Origin of the sequence: Streptomyces misionensis (assembly GCF_900104815.1) — a bacterium.
In the GTDB taxonomy this organism is placed as follows: Bacteria; Actinomycetota; Actinomycetes; order Streptomycetales; family Streptomycetaceae; genus Streptomyces; species Streptomyces misionensis.
The window spans coordinates 758,568-772,932 of sequence record NZ_FNTD01000004.1 but is presented as its reverse complement, the minus strand read 5'-3'; the positions used below and the strand labels follow the sequence as shown (position 1 = coordinate 772,932).

At 69.2% G+C, this 14,365-nt stretch carries 25 protein-coding genes; 4 read left to right on the top strand and 21 right to left on the bottom strand.

All coding sequences use genetic code 11. The annotated features are described in order from the left end of the window. Window positions 1-14: 14 nt before the first annotated feature. The 20 genes from BLW85_RS05060 to BLW85_RS04960 form a co-directional block, all read right to left on the bottom strand. Window positions 15-422, bottom strand: a complete 408-nt coding sequence (locus tag BLW85_RS05060) for a hypothetical protein (protein WP_239697838.1) — start codon at window positions 420-422, stop codon at window positions 15-17. Window positions 423-425: 3 nt separating this feature from the next. After that, a complete protein-coding gene (locus tag BLW85_RS05055) occupies window positions 426-872 on the bottom strand; it encodes a hypothetical protein (RefSeq protein WP_074990994.1) in 447 nt (148 codons plus the stop codon). Further along, a complete protein-coding gene (locus BLW85_RS05050; RefSeq protein ID WP_074990992.1) occupies window positions 872-1,621 on the bottom strand; it encodes a hypothetical protein in 750 nt (249 codons plus the stop codon). Before BLW85_RS05050 ends, BLW85_RS05055 begins: the two co-directional genes overlap by 1 nt. Next, on the bottom strand, window positions 1,618-2,076 hold the full coding sequence (locus BLW85_RS05045) for a hypothetical protein (RefSeq protein WP_070024629.1): 459 nt from the start codon (window positions 2,074-2,076) through the stop codon (window positions 1,618-1,620). The genes BLW85_RS05050 and BLW85_RS05045 overlap by 4 nt, the downstream gene beginning before the upstream one ends. 1 nt (window position 2,077) lies before the next feature. Next, window positions 2,078-2,467, bottom strand: coding sequence for a hypothetical protein (locus BLW85_RS05040; RefSeq protein WP_074990990.1), 390 nt, complete (start codon window positions 2,465-2,467; stop codon window positions 2,078-2,080). Window positions 2,468-2,477: 10 nt separating this feature from the next. Continuing rightward, a complete protein-coding gene (locus tag BLW85_RS05035; RefSeq protein ID WP_074990987.1) occupies window positions 2,478-3,557 on the bottom strand; it encodes a hypothetical protein in 1,080 nt (359 codons plus the stop codon). A 36-nt stretch (window positions 3,558-3,593) separates the two neighbouring features. After that, window positions 3,594-3,866, bottom strand: coding sequence for a hypothetical protein (locus BLW85_RS05030; protein ID WP_074990985.1), 273 nt, complete (start codon window positions 3,864-3,866; stop codon window positions 3,594-3,596). Continuing rightward, window positions 3,863-4,291 (bottom strand): hypothetical protein, encoded by a 429-nt coding sequence (locus tag BLW85_RS05025; RefSeq protein WP_074990983.1) that lies wholly within the window; start codon window positions 4,289-4,291, stop codon window positions 3,863-3,865. The genes BLW85_RS05030 and BLW85_RS05025 overlap by 4 nt, the downstream gene beginning before the upstream one ends. 1 nt (window position 4,292) lies before the next feature. Further along, window positions 4,293-4,730, bottom strand: a complete 438-nt coding sequence (locus BLW85_RS05020) for a hypothetical protein (RefSeq protein WP_070024634.1) — start codon at window positions 4,728-4,730, stop codon at window positions 4,293-4,295. 46 nt (window positions 4,731-4,776) lie between these two features. After that, window positions 4,777-6,150: a phage major capsid protein gene (locus tag BLW85_RS05015; RefSeq protein WP_074990981.1), complete on the bottom strand. Its 1,374-nt coding sequence runs from the start codon at window positions 6,148-6,150 to the stop codon at window positions 4,777-4,779. Between the two features lie 11 nt (window positions 6,151-6,161). Continuing rightward, window positions 6,162-7,442 (bottom strand): head maturation protease, ClpP-related, encoded by a 1,281-nt coding sequence (locus tag BLW85_RS05010; protein WP_074990979.1) that lies wholly within the window; start codon window positions 7,440-7,442, stop codon window positions 6,162-6,164. After that, complete coding sequence (locus tag BLW85_RS05005; RefSeq protein WP_074990977.1) at window positions 7,439-8,929, bottom strand: phage portal protein; 1,491 nt, start codon at window positions 8,927-8,929, stop codon at window positions 7,439-7,441. Before BLW85_RS05005 ends, BLW85_RS05010 begins: the two co-directional genes overlap by 4 nt. Before the next feature lie 245 nt (window positions 8,930-9,174). After that, window positions 9,175-10,488 carry a phage terminase large subunit gene (locus BLW85_RS04995; RefSeq protein WP_079172258.1) on the bottom strand — a complete coding sequence of 438 codons (1,314 nt, stop codon included), beginning with the start codon at window positions 10,486-10,488 and terminating at the stop codon, window positions 9,175-9,177. Beyond that, window positions 10,485-10,991: a hypothetical protein gene (locus tag BLW85_RS04990; protein ID WP_074990970.1), complete on the bottom strand. Its 507-nt coding sequence runs from the start codon at window positions 10,989-10,991 to the stop codon at window positions 10,485-10,487. The genes BLW85_RS04995 and BLW85_RS04990 overlap by 4 nt, the downstream gene beginning before the upstream one ends. A 147-nt stretch (window positions 10,992-11,138) precedes the next feature. Beyond that, the gene (locus BLW85_RS04985; protein ID WP_074990968.1) at window positions 11,139-11,402 is read right to left on the bottom strand and encodes a hypothetical protein; all 264 of its coding nucleotides are present in this window, start codon (window positions 11,400-11,402) and stop codon (window positions 11,139-11,141) included. A gap of 26 nt (window positions 11,403-11,428) precedes the next feature. Continuing rightward, window positions 11,429-11,653 carry a hypothetical protein gene (locus tag BLW85_RS04980; protein ID WP_074990966.1) on the bottom strand — a complete coding sequence of 75 codons (225 nt, stop codon included), beginning with the start codon at window positions 11,651-11,653 and terminating at the stop codon, window positions 11,429-11,431. Continuing rightward, window positions 11,653-12,009 carry a beta barrel domain-containing protein gene (locus BLW85_RS04975; RefSeq protein ID WP_074990964.1) on the bottom strand — a complete coding sequence of 119 codons (357 nt, stop codon included), beginning with the start codon at window positions 12,007-12,009 and terminating at the stop codon, window positions 11,653-11,655. Before BLW85_RS04975 ends, BLW85_RS04980 begins: the two co-directional genes overlap by 1 nt. A 45-nt stretch (window positions 12,010-12,054) precedes the next feature. Further along, on the bottom strand, window positions 12,055-12,246 hold the full coding sequence (locus tag BLW85_RS04970; protein ID WP_074990962.1) for a hypothetical protein: 192 nt from the start codon (window positions 12,244-12,246) through the stop codon (window positions 12,055-12,057). Window positions 12,247-12,331: 85 nt separating this feature from the next. Further along, window positions 12,332-12,511, bottom strand: coding sequence for a hypothetical protein (locus BLW85_RS04965; RefSeq protein ID WP_070024657.1), 180 nt, complete (start codon window positions 12,509-12,511; stop codon window positions 12,332-12,334). A 34-nt stretch (window positions 12,512-12,545) separates the two neighbouring features. Further along, entirely contained in the window at window positions 12,546-12,887 is a 342-nt protein-coding gene (locus tag BLW85_RS04960; RefSeq protein ID WP_074990960.1) for a hypothetical protein, read from the bottom strand. Between the two features lie 114 nt (window positions 12,888-13,001). On the opposite strand from BLW85_RS04960, the gene BLW85_RS04955 reads away from it, so the two are divergent. The 3 genes from BLW85_RS04955 to BLW85_RS39255 are packed head-to-tail and all read left to right on the top strand — an operon-like array spanning window position 13,002 to window position 13,599. Then, the gene (locus BLW85_RS04955) at window positions 13,002-13,214 is read left to right on the top strand and encodes a hypothetical protein (protein ID WP_074990957.1); all 213 of its coding nucleotides are present in this window, start codon (window positions 13,002-13,004) and stop codon (window positions 13,212-13,214) included. After that, window positions 13,211-13,429, top strand: a complete 219-nt coding sequence (locus BLW85_RS04950) for a hypothetical protein (protein WP_074990955.1) — start codon at window positions 13,211-13,213, stop codon at window positions 13,427-13,429. Before BLW85_RS04955 ends, BLW85_RS04950 begins: the two co-directional genes overlap by 4 nt. Beyond that, window positions 13,426-13,599: a hypothetical protein gene (locus BLW85_RS39255; RefSeq protein ID WP_167381377.1), complete on the top strand. Its 174-nt coding sequence runs from the start codon at window positions 13,426-13,428 to the stop codon at window positions 13,597-13,599. The genes BLW85_RS04950 and BLW85_RS39255 overlap by 4 nt, the downstream gene beginning before the upstream one ends. Before the next feature lie 46 nt (window positions 13,600-13,645). Here BLW85_RS39255 and BLW85_RS04945 read toward each other — a convergent pair whose 3' ends face one another. Next, the gene (locus BLW85_RS04945) at window positions 13,646-14,011 is read right to left on the bottom strand and encodes a hypothetical protein (RefSeq protein WP_074990953.1); all 366 of its coding nucleotides are present in this window, start codon (window positions 14,009-14,011) and stop codon (window positions 13,646-13,648) included. Between the two features lie 139 nt (window positions 14,012-14,150). On the opposite strand from BLW85_RS04945, the gene BLW85_RS38770 reads away from it, so the two are divergent. Further along, window positions 14,151-14,345 carry a hypothetical protein gene (locus BLW85_RS38770; RefSeq protein ID WP_143060418.1) on the top strand — a complete coding sequence of 65 codons (195 nt, stop codon included), beginning with the start codon at window positions 14,151-14,153 and terminating at the stop codon, window positions 14,343-14,345. Window positions 14,346-14,365: the final 20 nt, after the last annotated feature.

Sequence of the window (14,365 nt, the reverse complement as noted above, 5' to 3'; positions counted from 1 at the left end):
CTCCTCTCAGGGGGTCAGGACCAGACGGGGACGGTGCCGTCGGCGAGGACGCCGGGGACGGCCCAGGTGAGCTCACCCGAGTTGGAGCGGGTGAGCGGGTAGTCCGTATACAGCACCTCGTTGTTGAGGCTGACGCCGTTGACGGTCAGGGACGTGGTCCGCGCGACCGAGGTGGACGGCACGGTCTTGAAGACGTCGTGGCTCGCACCGGTCGCGGCGTTGAAGACGCCGTTCAGGGTGATGCTGAAATCCGCGAGCAACAGCAGCCGCTCGATCGCGGACTTGTTGACGCCGGTGATGTCCTGCGTCGCGCGCGGCGTCGCGAACTGGAGGTTCGTGACGTCGTTCTTGATGTCCTTCGGGGTGCCGGTGCTGTCGTCCACCGACAGCACGGACCACCCGAGACCGGAAGCCTTGGCCATGATCTATCCCTTCTGGTGTTCGTTGGCGAGCGCCTGCTGGTGCTCGGCGAAGTCCTCGACCCAGTCGGCCGCGCGGACGTGCTGCCGCGGAGCGGTGCCTCGCGGGTTACCGCGGTGGTCGCCGTCGCGGACGATGTACAGCTCCGGCCGTCCGGTCCGCTTCTGGTGTTTGGCCGCGTTGAAGCAGGGCTGTCCGGCCTCGAACGTGAACGCGGTCAGCCCGTCCGGGCGGCGTTCCTCGCGGTAGGCGCGGCCGGACCGCTTGCGGATGTAGTGGGCCTGCCGCTGGCCTAGCTCGGTGGCTTCGTCGATGACGGACTGCCAGCCGTTCAGGTAGTGCGCGCAGTCCACCTCCGCGCACGTCGCGTCCACCCAGTGGGTGCTCTTCGGCGCGACGATCGCGTACGTCTTGTACGCGGCGGCCGGCATCTGCGGTTCGATCCTGTGCATCAGAAGGTCACCGCCGACTCGTTCTTGACCACGACCACGCTGAAGCTCAGGTTGGTGAAGCCGCCGGTCGTCACGGTGACTGCGCGGAGGTACTGGCGGATCGTCGCGGTGGGTGCGGTGGCGATCCGCTCCGCCGCGGGCGCGGCGGTGATCTGGGTGAAGGTCAGCCCAGGCACGTCGGCGAAGGTCACGTTGTCGGCGCTGTCCTGGATCTTCACCGAGACGTCGGTGCCGGTGAAGGCGGTTACCTGCATGTACGCCTGGGCGCCGAAGCTGGTCGCCGCCACCGTGTCGATGCTCGCGCCCTGTGTGGCAGCCGTGTCGGTGCGGAGTCCGGCGGTGAGCTGGCGGCCCCAGCCGAGGCCGTAGCCGTTGGCCTGCGCCGACACGGCGAACGTGAACGCGCCGTCGTTGCCGCGGGTGCCGTCGTAGTTGATCTGTTTCGAGACCAGGCAGGCCGCCGGATCGCCGACGTTGGTGCCGCGGCAGTACGTGAGGATGACGTCGCTGGTCGGCAGCGCGGACAGCTTCTCGTGCGTGCCGGTGCCGGCGGCCACGTGGTTGAAGAAGGCGGTGAACTCGATCCGGCCGTCGCGGACGCCGCCCTGTCGTTCCATCGCGGACTTGTTGATCGCGGTGAAGTCCAGCGCTGCCGGGCCGCCGCCGACGTTGCCGAGCGCGCTGATGTCCCCGGAGGCGTCGAAGCCCGAGATGTAGAGGTTGTCGCCGAGGCCGCTGCTCTTGCTCATGCCGCCTGCTCCCAGAGGTCGTTGACGATGAGGGGGAGGGTGATCGTCATCACCCGGTACTCCGCGCCGGCCGTCGTGAGGTAGCCGGCGCGAGCGGACAGCGGGTCGCCGTAGATGCCCTGCAAGTCGACCTCGCGCACGATCTCGCCCAACGTGAAGTCGGCTGAGTAGGCGGCCATGAGCGCGTCGAGGGCGGTCATCAGGTTCGGGTCGATGGCGTCCTCGGGCTCCTGCACCATCGGCGTGTACAGGCGCACGCACAGGGCGAGCCGAGTGCTCGTCGCCGCGAGGCCGCTGCCGCCGCGCGCCGGCCCGATCTGCTCCACCCACACCGCCGCCGACAGCCCGTTCCCTGGCGAGGACTTGGGTTCGTGTCCGTTGACGGTGTCGAAGTAGCCGCTGGTGAGGACGTGAGTCTGGACGGTGTCGAGGATGGTGGTGATGTCGAGGGCCATGTCAGATCAGCCCCATCGCCTTGTAGCGGGCCAGGAGCTGCACGGCGATCTGCCGGGCCCGCTGGTCGACCAAGGGCTTTGTGCGCCTGAAAGTTGCGTAGCCGGGGAAACGGGTCACGGGGCTGTTGCGGCTGCCGACGCCTTCGAGCCAGGGCCCGTAGATGACGTTGCTGTCGGAGACGCGGTAGCCGTCTCCGGCGCGGCCGACGCTGATCTGCGACTCGTAGTAACCGGTCGGGTTCTTCAGGACGACGTGGAGACGCTGCCGGACCAGCTTCTCGCCTTCCTCGGCGATGCGGAGGCTGATCTCGTCGCGGTAGGCGTGCACGGCCTTCGCGGTGCGCCCGTCGAACATGGGGCCGCGCTTGGCGACGCGGACATCGAAGTCCATTCCGGGCACGTCAGATTCCCCTCGTGCGGGCCTTGCGGCCGTACTCGGTGTACGCCTGGTCGCGCAGGGCGTCGATCGAGACCCTGGACACCTCGGGGGCGCTCTTCCCGGACGACGAGGCGAGCCGGAACCAACCGGACCGCTCTTGCAGCAACGCCCAGATCGCTTCCGCCTTGACCAACTGGTGGATTAGGCCGGGCGGCTGCCACGCGTACACCGTGGCCCCGCTGGCGTGCGTGGCCGCGGTGGTGCCGAGGGCTCCGCGGGTCACGGTGAGCGCGCGCGGCGCATAGATGGCCGTGTTGGTGTGTGCGGCGAGGACGGTGCCGTCGTAGGCCCGCTCCACGACCAGCGTGTTCCCGGCGATGTCATCGACCCGGACGCGCTCGGAGTCCAGGAGCAGCACCTCGTCCACGGCGAAGGCGGTGCCGTCCGCCACGGTGAGGGTGGTGTCGCCCTTGCTGGCGGTGAGGGTGCCGGTCTGCCCGGTGCTGGCCTGCGCGCGCTCGGTGACGAGCATCCGCTCGGTGTCGATCCGGAGGATGCTGCCGACGCCGACGGCCGCCGAGGTGGCGCCGTCCACGGTGAGCGTCGTCTCCGAGCCGACGGCCGCCGTGGTCGCGCCGAGGGTGGTCTCGGTGTCGCGGTAGCCCCACAGGCCGGTGATGGTGATGTCCCGCTGGTACGTCTGGCCGCCGCCGTAGGCCGCGCTCGTGGACAGGATGATCTCGACCCGCGAGTAGGGCGGGCCGCTACGGTTCGGCTCCAGGTTGACGTCTTCCAGAGGGATGCTGATGCCACCGCTGGTGATGCTCACCAACGAGATCAGCTCGGAGTCGTCCAGGCGAAGCAGCCACGGCGTGTAGCCAGCGGACGGACGGCCGGGCCAGTCAAAGTACCGAGTGCCGAGGACGGGGTAGAAGCGGCGGTGACACAGGCCCTCGACGCCGCGCGAGGCGGCTTCGATAGCGTCGTCGATCTGGCGCCGGTTGCGTGCCGTGGTCTGCACGTCGAGCGCCCGCATGACGTCCTCGCGGGTCGCGTACCGGATGCCGTCCGGAGCCGTGTTGGTGTCGAGGATGCTGCCCATGTCACCTCCCTCCTTTGCGTCTCGTAGCGGTGTGGATCAGTCGGTGCGCTCGGGCCAGTGCCAGGTGCCGCCCGCGTGGTTGTCCTCGCTGAACGGCACGTCCTCGTTGAAGAACAGGCCAGTCGGGGTGAGGACAGCGAGAGAAGCGATCCATTCACCGTCCGTACCGTTCGGGCAGCCGTCCATCGGCTCGGCCGTGAGGTACTTGGGCACGGCCGTAACGATCGCGACCCGGCATTCCGAGGTGTACTCACGGCCGGGGGTGCCGTAGCTGACGTAGTGGACGGTGCGGCCCACGCTCGGTGTCACGCGTCGCCATCCTCAGCCGAGTGGTCCCCAGCCGTCTTCCGGCCACCGGTAGCCGTCCGACGGGCAGAAGAGCCCTCCTCCTCGCGGCTTCGGGTGGAGCGGCTCCCCGTCCCACGGGCACGAGACCGGTCCGGCTTCTCGCTCTGCTCGTCGCTCTGCGACGGCGTCTCGGAGGATGTCGAGGAGCTCGTACCAGCTGATACGCCCTCACCTTCTTCCGGCTCGATCGGTGTGACCTCGCTGGTCTCCGGGTCGACGGCGTGCCCTTCGATCGACGGGCCGCCGTGCACGGTCACCTTCGGCATGTCCTGCTCCTCCGGGGGCTGGGTCGCTTCGTTGACGCGGATGGCCGACCCGCACTGCGGGCACTTCGGCAGCCCCACCGCGTAGGTGGTGGTGCATTCGGCGCACTCCCAGGCCGCCATGTCAGGCCCCCATGGCGGGCAGCATCTCGGGGGCGCGCTGGGCCATCAGATCGCGGGTGTTCGCGAAGACCAGGCCGGCGCCGGTGCTGGTCAGCTTCACGTACTTGTAGCCGTCGTCGAGCGACGTGCCCTGCACCTCGACGGCCATGGCGTTCTGCGTCGCGGAGGCTGCGGTGACCACGGTCGCGGCGGCGGGCTGGGTGCGCTTCACCCACGCGTCGGTGCCGTCGCCGGTGTTCGTGTAGTACTCGGTGATGACGGCGAGGTTCTGCGCGCCGGTGCCCGAGGAGTCCTTGGCCTCCTGGAGCGTGTACGTGTCGCCGACGGCGCCGGCGAGGTAGCACTCGAAGAGCACGCCTCCCGCGTCCTGGAGGGAGATCCACTTGCCGTCCGCGGCAGGGGTGAAGTTCACGAGCCTGCCGAGCGCCTTCTGAGCCATGAGCTTGCCTTTCGTCTGGTGGTGGGGTTGGCGTTCGTCGGGCGGGTTACGCCAGCTCGATGAAGGGGCTGAGCTTGTTGGAGCTGCCGTTCTGCGGGGTGATCGCGGACTTCAGCCAGGGCTGGCCGTCGACGCGCTGGATGATGCGGAAGGTCGTCTGGTCGTTGCCGAAGCGGTAGTCCGTGGAGGAGTCCATGGACATCTGCTGCCGGTCACCGATCAGGTAGTAGCTGAGGTCCACGAACGACAGGTCGCCGCGGGTGCCGAGCGGGCTGGCCTTCTCGGTGATGATCAGCGGCCGACCGAAGATGCTCATGGGCATCGAGTCGGTGGCGTTGACGACGAACATGCTGTTACCGCCGGTGCCGACGGTGAGGGACATCTGGAGGAGCTGCGGGATCGCGTCCGGGGAGCAGATCCACACCGCGCGGCTCAGCGACGACGGAAGCATCTGCGCGTACATCGCGACGATGTCCGTGTACTTGATGGTGTTGGCGGTGCCGCGGCTGATGGCGACGGCGGCCTTGTTCGCGGCACCGCGGTAGCCCTTGGGCTCGCCGACACCCGACCCGGTCTGGAACGCCGCGTCCTCGGAGAACGCGATGGCCTTGGGCCACAGGGACTCCAGGAGCGCCGAGAACGAGACGATGGAGTCCTGGAGCAACTCGTTCGGCACCGCGCTCAGGCCGGTGAGCTTCTTCGCGTCGAGGACGATCCGGCCGAACTTCGGGTTGGAGTCCTGGAGCATCGCCGACTCTTCGCCCCAGTAGGCGACCATGCCGCCGAACACCGACCCCTGGTTGGTGGTCGAGTCGATCATCGGCATCGGCACCCTGGCGCTGTCCATCGGCACGACGGTGGCGCGCGGCCGGACGACGGAGTCCTCCAGCGCGATCTGCGCCAGGTTCGACCGCAGGGTCTCCGGGACGAGGAACCCGCCGTCGGACGGGCTGACGCTGGACGCGGCGTTGCGCAGCGCGGACAGCTTCTCCGCGTCGGGCCGGTTGTTCATGTGCCAGATGGTCTTGGCGTAGTCCATCGCGTTGTCGAAGACGCCGTCGAGGACCGCGCCGGACGCCGCCGAGTTGTGGGCGGTGGCCTGCCGGTGGGAGGTGAGCATGTTGCCGTCGCCGCGACGCGCCTGCGGGTCGAGGTCGAGGCGCTTGATGGCGCCGGCGGCGTCCTTGTTTTTGATGTCGGCGCCGTGCTCGCGGAGGAAGTCCGCGAACTGCTTCTGCGTCTCCTCGGCGACGAGCCGGTTGAGGTCGGTGCCCTCGCCCTGCTGCTTCTGGGCGTAGGCGTCGATGAACTCGGTCAGGGACTCCCGGCTGTTCGCGATCTCGCGGACCTTCGCCGGGTCGCTGAGCATCTCGGCAAGCTCGTCGGCATTGCGCGGGACGGTGTTGGTGGGGGTTGCCACAGGTGCCTCCTTCAGGCGTCCGTCGCCGCGCTGGACGACGTGTCGGGCTCGGTCAGGTTGGAGACGAGCGCCGACCAGTCGTCGGTGTCGTCGGGTATGAGGGCGGCGACCAGCGCCGTCCAGTCGTCTACGGGGTCGGCTGCTGCGGTGGGCTGGGCCTCGGTCTGGGAGGTGGGGACGCCCATCGGGTGGGAGACGCCGGGCAGGAGCGGCTCGGGCTCCGGTTCCGGCTCGGGCTCGGGAGCGGGCTGGCTGTAGTTGCCGCCCTGGCCGCCGCCGTCCGGGCCTTCAGCGACGAACTCCAGTTCGTTGTCGACGTACCAGAGGTACGGCTCGCCGGGCTCGGTGTCGTCGTCCGGGCTGTCGAAGATGATGCCGTAGGCGTTGCCGTTGACGACGGCGATGACGCCCTCGCTGTGGCCGGGCTCGTGCGGTGTGCCGGTCACGCGGACGCGGTCGCCCTCATCGAATTGCCGCATCACAGCCTTCACCTCGGCAGGACGCGTGCGCAGCGCTGCCAGCAGCTGCTCGCCGAACGCCTCGCCGAGGTTGAACGTCAGCGTCGGCTCGGTCTTCTGCGGCGGCCCCTGGTAGCCGTAGGCGGTGAGGTCGTAGCGGCGCCGCATCTCCGGCTCAGCCTCGTCCGGGTCGGGCTGCCCCTGCTTCTTCGGCGACGGCATGACCTCGTCGGCGAGACCAGCGTCCACGGCCTCCTGAGCCGTGTACCAGGTCTCCGCGCGCATGGTCGTACGCCAGTCGTCCCGGCTGCCGCCCGCGCGCTGCGAGTAGGCGTCGGCGATGTTGTCGCTGATCTTGTCGAGGAGGTCGGCTGTGTCGGCCATGTCCGCCGCGTTGCCGAAGCACATACCGGAGGCGTCGTGCACCATCAGCATCGACTGCGGCTGCATCACGACCCGGTCACCCGCCATCGCGATCACGCTGGCGATGCTGGCGGCGATCCCGTCGACCTGCACCGTGACGTTCGCCGGGTGGCTCCGGAGCGCGTTGGCGATGGCGATGCCCTCGAACACCGACCCACCAGGGCTGTTGACCCGGACCCGCATGCTCTGCGCCGTGATGCCCTTGAGATCGGCGATGAACTCGTCAGCCGTCGCGCCGAACCAGCCGCCGATCTCGTCGTACAGCATCACCTCGGCCTCGTCGGAGTCCGCAGCGTTGGTGATGCGGTACCAGGACCGGGCCTCGACACCGAGCTGCGCGCGCTGCTTCTCGGCCCGCTCACGCTGGTTGGCCTGGAAGGTGGCTGCCTTACCGGGCAGCTGGATGTTCATGAGCCCTCTCCCTTACGGCCGCGCTTCTCGACGTGCCCCCGGCAGGGGTTGCCGTACTGGGCGCCGACGCAGTCCTTGTAGCCGCCGCCGTCCGGGTAGTCCGCGTACGCCTCGGCCCGGTTGCGGTACGTCTTGCCGGCTACCTCGCGGCACGGGCCGCAGGTGTGGTCGTCGTCGTGCTCGACCGCCACCCACCGCTGTGCCGCCTCGAAGCCGTCGCTCAGCAGCCCGGTCACCGAGTCCTGCCAGTCGTCCGGCACCGGGGCCACCGCGGCGCGCGCGGCATCAGGCCGGCCGACGAACGGGATCTCCGGGAGGCCGACGGCGGACAGGGTGCCAGCGGGTTCGAACCCGGCGTTGACGAGGAGGCTGACTGCGTTGGCGCGCGCGGTGAGCTGCGTGGCCTCCTTCTCCACGTCCTCGGGGACCGGGTTGACGTAGTCGAACTCCAGACCCTCCGCCGTGCGCCCGAAGAGGGGCAGTAGCTGGTGGTTGAGCGCGTCCTTCATCGCTTCGAGGTCGGGGACGCACAGCCAGCGCGCGAACATGACCTCGCCGGCCTCGGCGTTGGCGCGGTTGACGTCATCGACGGCGCCGGTCATGGGCTTGGGGAATCCGAACGCCTCGCGGATGATTTCGCTGCCGATGCCGCGGAGTTCGGCGAACTGCATGTCGCGCTGGGAGAACTTGCGGTCGACCCACTGGCCCTTTTCGAGGATCGCGACCCTGTGGGCGTTGGCGATGCCCTTGTGCTGCTCGTTCCACCGGTCGCGAAGCTCGTTGAACTCGTCGTCGTCGAGACGCCCGTCGACCTGGATCAGGCCGCCGGGCTCGGCCGAGTTGAGGAAGAAGTTGCGGTTCCACTCGGCGGAGTAGCGGACCGCGTCCAGGTCGGTGAGGAGCGCCTGGACGGGGCCGATCCCGCGGTAGGGGTCGGTGGGGTGCGGGGTCCGGATGAGGATGACGTCCTCGCGGCGGAGCGCGATCTGCTGTCCGTCCGGGCTGGTGTACATGTACCCGGCGAGGAACAGGTCCGGGTCCGGGACCGGCGTCATCCGGTCGGGGCGGACCGGCCACAGTTCCAGCGGGATCGGGGAGCGCTCGTTGCGGGCGATGACCCACCACCACTCGCCGGTCAGCTGCTTGTGCTGCGCGCCGGTCTCCACGAACAGGGACTGTGTGTAGAACGGGTTCGGCCGATTCCACACGTCGAGGGCGGCGTGCGAGGTGACCGGGGTCCGGTCCTCTTTCAGGCCGGACTTGGCCTTGCGGTACAGCCCCCACTCGACGCCGGCTTCGGCTTTGGCGGTGCGGTTGACGATGGCGAAGAGGGTGCCGACCGACCCCATGGAGTTCAGCTGGGCGGTGGTGGATCGGTTGGCGCCGAAGAGGCCGCGTCCGGTGGACTGGGAGCGGGAGGCGAAGGGGACCGGGGTCTGAGCAGTGCTGGCTTTGTTGAGGAGCGCGCCGAGAAGGGTTCTGGCCAACACCCCTCCCTTGTTCAGCCGTGGACCCGCCAGTTCAGGACGAAGCACCCGACACCGAGGGATGCGACACCCGCGGCCAGGCCCCACCACAACATGGCGGAACCCGACAACAAGATGATCCCAGCCGTGTCAAGCAGAATCGGCGCCAACTTCCGCCACGCTTGCGCCCACCTGCGGAGTCGCTCATATCGGCTGGTCATGACGGTCTCACTCTCGTCGTGGCGGCTTGTAGGGTTACGACAGTCTCACAGCCAGCGGACCCGCGGCCGACCACCGATGTCCCGGGCCGCCACCATGTACCGGGCGGCGTCCATGCTGTGGTCGTTGGCCTTCACCGGCTCCTCTTTCAGCCCGCCCGCGTTACCGGGCTTCACCGCCCACACGTAGCCGGCGACTTCCTCGGCGAGCCCGATGGGGAGTGAGGTGGCGTCCATGTCGGCGTCGCGTTCGAGGAGGGCGTTGCTGAAGACGTGGAGCCGCGCGCGGCCGTCGGGCTGGACCTTGAGCCGGGACTGCATGGCCTGGATGCCGTCCGAGACGCCCTTGTGCGCGGCCTGCGTGCCCATGCCCAGCTTCCGCTCCAGCGTGGCGCGGTCTTCGGCGTCGTGGTCGGTGATGATGGCGCGCGGGCGCGGCTGCCCGGCGAGGAGCCGGTCGCGGATCACCTCGGCGTGGTCTTCGACCAGCATGCGGGTGCGGACCCACTCGCGGATCAGGTACAGGCGTCCGTCGGGGTCTTCGGCCCACAGTTGGGCGACGAACGGGTTGGTGAAGCCGAAGTCGATGGTGACCCAGCGGGTCCAGGCCGCGGGTACGTCGAACGGTTCGATGACGTGGACGGGTTCGGACCAGCCCTCGTAGACCAGGCCCTCGGCTGCGGCCCAGATTCCTTCGCGGAATCGCAACCTGCGGACGCCGGTGAGGGCGTCGAGCTTGGCCATGTAGTCGACGCCGCGCTCGGTGAGGCTGCCGTCGAGGTTGACGTAGAGGGGGTTGTCGCCGTGCAGGCTGTGGATCATCCGCATGGTGCCTTCGTCGCACCGTTGCTTGATCCAGTGCTTCGGGTGGTCCGGGTTGCAGGCCAGCACGATCTGCCGGTAGGTGGCCGCGTTGCCGCGGAGGCGGGTGATCAGGGTCTCCAGTGCGGTGAGGCTGATCTGGGTGGCCTCGTCCACGTAGATCCTGCTGAACTCGGTGCTGAGGAACTTCTCGGGCCTGTCCAGGCCGCCGACCAGGATCTCCGCGCCGTTCGCAAACTGGTAGGCGGCGGGTTTGCGGGGGCTGCCGCCGAACCACTTCACGACGCCCTCGGCGAGCGCGGTGGTGGCGACCTGCTGCTCGAACGTCACCAGCGTGCTGCCGGTGAGAGACGCGTGGGTTTGGCGGACGATCAGGGAGCGGCAGTTCGGCACCATCAGGCTGGTGTAGAACGCCTTCTGGAGCATCGCCAGGCTCTTCCCGGTGCCCGCCGGCCCGGCTATGCAGATCTCCTGCTCCTTCGCGGACAGGAGGGTTTTGGCGCCGCCGCGCGGTTCGTACCGCACGACCGATGGGGTCACACGAGATCCTCGGGGTTCACGCCGACCAGCTCGTACTTGACGCCACCGGAGTGCTCGACCTTGCTCGGCTTGTCCATGCCGGTCATGCGGCGGAAGTCAGCGAGGGCGCCGCGGAGTTCGCGGAACGCGGCCAGCACCGGGGCGGTGTCCTTGAGTGGCTGGCCGTCGTCGTCGTACACGATGCGGCCGTGGGAAACCATGACGTGGTCGGTCTCGGCGATCTCCATGCAGCGGGCCACGACGTGCTCCAGTCGGGCGGCGTGGACTTTGAGGGCTTCTTCGCCGGCTTCTTGGACGACGTCGCGGACGGCGCGGTTGTAGGCGCTGATGGCGGCCCATTTGCTGATGCCGAGTTGTTCGCCGACCGCGCGGAAGCTGATGCCGCCTTGGGAGTAGAGGCGGGCGACTTCGGCGTCTCGTTCGGCGCCTTCGATGCTGCGGGTGAACTTCCCTTTGCCGTCGCGTCCTCGGATGCCGTTGTCGGGGGTGTTGGTGGCGGTCACAGGGCCCCCTTCGCGTGTGGGTGTTACCGGTTGGGCGTGGTTTGATGGTAACGATGCGTGCAACCGGGGTGGCGGCTCTACGGCTGGCGCGCAGGGGGAAGCCCCCGTTGCGTCGGGCGTCGCAGCGGGGGCTTCGGCGTGCAGGGGTCAGTTCACGGGCCACAGGAAGACTGCCGGTACCGCGTCGTCGGGTGCGGGCGACCAGTCGTCGGGCTCGTCCTTCGCGAGGCGCTGTTCTTCGCTGAGGTAGTGCTCGCCGCTCCAGGTGGTCTCGGCCCAGTACATGCCCTCTTCGGCCCCGTCGAGCGGGGAGAAGCCGTTGCCCTCGGCGTCCTTGGCGAGGATCACCTTGGTCTCGTCGGGCAGGTGGTCGAGCTTGGCGAGCGCGGCGCGGAGTTCAGCCAGGGTCATGGGGTTCGTCCTGTCGTGTCGGGTGGTCAGGTGGTGGGGAGGGTGAGGCAATCGGCGCACCAGCGCTGGCCGGGTTCGTCCAGGTCCGGCGGAACATCCTTCAGTGGGCCGGGCGTGACGATGCCCTCGGTGGGGCTGCACGCGATCGGGTGCCAGTCGCACTCGCCGTTGCAGCGCTCGGGCTCGGCAGCCTTGTGCCAGACGAGGACGCTCTGCCCGCCCTCCCGGACGCGTTCACTGGCTGCGAGCATCAGCCCTCCTTGGTCTCGACCACGGCGAGCAGCGAGCGGAGCTGGTCGGTGGTCAGGTCGTCGCGCACCCGGAAGGCCACCTCGATCCCGGCGTCGTAGAGCCGGGTGAACAGGCTGTCGCGCTGCGCCCGGTCGTCGTACTGCTCCTGCGTCAGCAGGCGCGCGCGGATTCCGCGCTGGCCTTCCTCGACGCCCGTCGCGCGGTCGAAGCGTTCCTGGCGCTCGTGACCGTGGAGCGACACGTAGAGGTACTTCCGGCCGACACGCGAGACGGTGACGGGCTCGTCGCCCTGGTACTTGTTGCCGGTGACGAGGATCAGCGGGTCGCCGACCTTCACGGCGGGCAGCCCGGTCATGGCGGGGGTCCTTTCGTGCGGGCGGTCAGGCGGCGGGCGTGCGGGTCAGAAGCCGCCGCCGGGGAACGTCGGGGCCGGGCGCTCCCCGTACAGCGTGTCGACGTAACGGACGAACTCCTTGCCTGCTTCTCCCGCTCGGCACCAGGCACCGTCCAGGTCGTCGCGGATCTGCTTGGCCTCATCGGCGGTGAACTCGATACGGAGGGTGCCGTCGTCGGCGACCTTGATGACCTGCATGGCGGGGTCCTTTCGGCGGTGGGTTGAGCGTATGGCGGGGGTCAAGCGGCGGTGCGGGCCCGCGCGTGGTGGCGGGCCCGACAGGTCAGTCCTCGGTGTAGTCCCAGGTGGTGCCGCGGTCGTGCTCGGCGACGTGGGTGGTCTGGCCGTCGTCCCACTGCACCGTCTTGATGTCGTCGTGCCGGCCGCCGCTGGCGAGGATCGTGCCGCCGATGGTCTGGGTGCCGGTGTCGTTGAGGTAGCCGTGGATGCGGGCGGTGACCATGAGGTTCTCCTGTGGGCTGGAGGGGTGGCGGGTGTCAGGCGGCGAGGGCGAGGCGGGCGGCGGCGGTGCGGTAGGCGGGCTTGCGGGGCCGGTAGATGACGGCGATCCGGGCGACCTCGGCCGGGGTGTAGCGGGTGCAGGTGCGGGCCTTGACGTTCTTGGCGTAGCTGATGCCGGGGGTGCCGGTGACGCCTGCCTTCTCCGTGTTCTTGCGGAGGGAGCCGGCCACCGAGCGGGCCTCCTTCACGCCGAGCCCGGTGGCGATGCAGTGCGTCGTCAGCGTGGCCACGCCGTGGCGGCGGATCTTCGCGTTGGCGCGGTGGGTGCGGGTGCGGTCACGGAGGGTGCGGCGGGCGGTGCGGGTGGCGGCGTTCATCGGGGTCCCCCTCGGTGCGGCGTTTCCTTATGCCACCCATGTTGGCCTACTCGATTGGCTTTAGTCAATACACTTGGCCTACTTGGTTGGCCAATCTTGTGGGAGACTCCCCGTATGGACACTGCCAAGCTGGAACTCGCCGCCCAGCGCTACCGAGAAGCCGAAGCCGCCCTCGACGCCGCGCGCGCCGACCTGCAAGCCGAGGCCGTCGCCTTCCTCCGGGAAACCGACGAGCGCGGCGCACAGGCCACCGTCGTCCGCATCACCGGCTGGACCCGCGAACACATCCGACGCCTGGTCAAGAGCAGCGAGGAGAAGACCGCATGAGCGCACGCGCCGATCTTCTGCGCGAGATGACCCACAACCACCTGTACATGGACGACGACCGGGCCAACGAGCTGATCGACGCCTACGCCCACGAGCTGGCCGAGCAGATCCGGCAGATGGACACCGATCCGGGAACACAGTTCGCGGCCGACCACATCGACCCGCACGTGCGCGGCGCGGCCCCGGTGCACCCGGACGAGGAGCCCACCACATGAGCGAGCCCGGTGAACGCTGCGGCGCGACAGCCGTGTTCTGGCCGGACGACGAGGCATGCGAAGCCGAGTGCATCCTGCCGCCAGGCCATGACCCGGCCGACGTTCACGAAGACGAGATCCTCGGGCAGTGGAGCGAGGACGAGCTACCGACCCGCCACCCCGCCGCATGACGAAGGCCCCGCCCGGACTCCGGAGCGGGGCCATTCCCTGGGTGGGCTACTGCTTCCCGCCCTCGCGCAGCGCCAGGTAGCCGGCCGCCACGTCCTCGCACTTCGTCTTCACCCCAGCAGGCGTTGAATCCCGGAGGTGGGTGAGCGCGCTGTACTCGGACTCGTCGTTGATGCCGTTCTTCCGGAGGTCTTCGACCGTCGCATACACGTAGCCGGCCAGCGTCGTGGTGCTCTCCGTGCAGCGCGTTCCCCACGTGTCGAGCGCCTTCTGGTACTGGCTGACGGTGTGGCTCCCGTCATCCAGGTCGGCAAGCCTCTGCGCTGGGCTCGACGGGCTCGGGGCGGCGTTCGTGCTGGAGCAGCCGGCGAGTGCGAGTCCGGTGATGAGCAGGGCGATGGCGGTGCGGCGCATGGGGTCCCCCGAGGTGGTGGTGGCGTTGGCCGCATCATGCGCTGGTGTGGAGTCGGTGTGAGGGCGTTGTCTCCGATCCGTGACCCTCGCATGCCGGAACCGGCAGCGCACCGGGCCTGGTGGCGGCACACTGATCCTCGTGGCGATCAGGTACGCAGTGCAGGCAGACACCCGCGACGAATGCGAACGCGCCCTCCAAGAGCTGTGCACCCGGCTCGGCGCCCGGCCGGCGACCCTGCCCACCGACGCCGTCGGCCGCGGCTGGCTCGCCCGCGCGATCCCCGTCCCGCCGGCCGCCGACCCGGAGCCTGGACATGGGCGAGGCCCCTGCTGACGGGGGCGCGGCAGGGGCCT